Annotated in this window: 1 protein-coding gene; it reads left to right on the forward strand. The window is 52.4% G+C overall.

Annotated features, from left to right (window positions below):
- A partial coding sequence (locus F457_RS0111705) for a Hint domain-containing protein (protein WP_018981307.1) occupies window positions 1–1,196 on the forward strand: 1,196 nt, incomplete at both ends.

The following is a 1,196-nucleotide window of genomic DNA, read 5'->3' on the forward strand; positions in this document are numbered from 1 at the left end:
AATGGGGCGACTGCTTACCTTAATGGTGGCTCCTTTGCCACCCCGCCGACCGTCACAGGGAATGGCGGCTCCATGATGGTGGAGAGCGGCGCGAATCTTTCTAATCTTTCTGCGTCCAACTATGGTACAGCTGTTCTAGATAGCGGTAGTTTAACACAGACGGCTACAGGCGGCTCAGGTGGCACTATTGTTGCGAATAGCGGCGCTCAAGGGAATTCAATTGTCCTAAGCGGCGGGCAAGGAACCGTCCTAAGTGGCGCTAACTTCTCCAGCATGAACATCCTCGCTGGCGGTAATGGTATTGCAAGCAATGGTGCCTCTTTGGACTGGATGTATGTCAGTTCTGGGAACGGAACCTTGCAGTCCGGTGCCACGGTGCAGCATCTCCGTATTCAGCCTGGAGGCTCTGGCTTCTTAATGTCCGGAGCTTCTGCTCTTGATATTACCGTTGCTAGTGGCGGCTGGATTAGTGGCGCCGTTGTTAAAGCAGGCAATAGCATGAGCGTTGCCTCAGCTGGTACCGCCATTAATACTATTGTGACCGATAGCTCTGCTAATGCTGGTGCAAATCCAACAACTATTCTTTCAGGCGGGTCAGCTATCAATACTGTTCTTGCTGGAGCTAATCCAACAGGAGGAACAGCAGCACTCGGCGGCCTGCTAACCATCCAGTCAGGCGCGAACCTCTCCAATACCTCCATGGGCTATAATGCCCGGCTGCGCGTTCTGGGGTTACAATATGACAAGGGGGGAACCACGTACCTTAGCGGTGGCACCCTGCATGTCATCGAAAATGGTCAGGAATGGACGACAACCCTTCAGGGGTCCTATCACGGGAAAAATGCTTCCGACAGCGGCTTCATCCTGCTGGATGATGGACAAGGGAACACGATTGTCGCCTATGACCAATGCTTCCTAGCAGGGACACTTATCCGGCTTGAGCAAGGCGATGTTGCTATTGAAGACATCCAAAAAGGCGACCTCGTTCGTGTGCTTAGCAACGGCCAAGAAGAACTTCGTGAGATCACCAATGTCATGAAGCGTCATGCGCATGTCCACACAGATCTACCGAAAGATATGGCCGGTTGGTCTGTTAAGATTGATAAAGACGCTTTTGCAGAGGGTGTGCCAAGCCAGGATCTTTCTGTAACGCCAGAACATTGCTTCTATTTCGATGGACGCTTCGTTCCGGCTCG

Origin of the sequence: Saccharibacter floricola DSM 15669 (genome assembly GCF_000378165.1) — a bacterium.
Taxonomy (GTDB): Bacteria; Pseudomonadota; Alphaproteobacteria; order Acetobacterales; family Acetobacteraceae; genus Saccharibacter; species Saccharibacter floricola.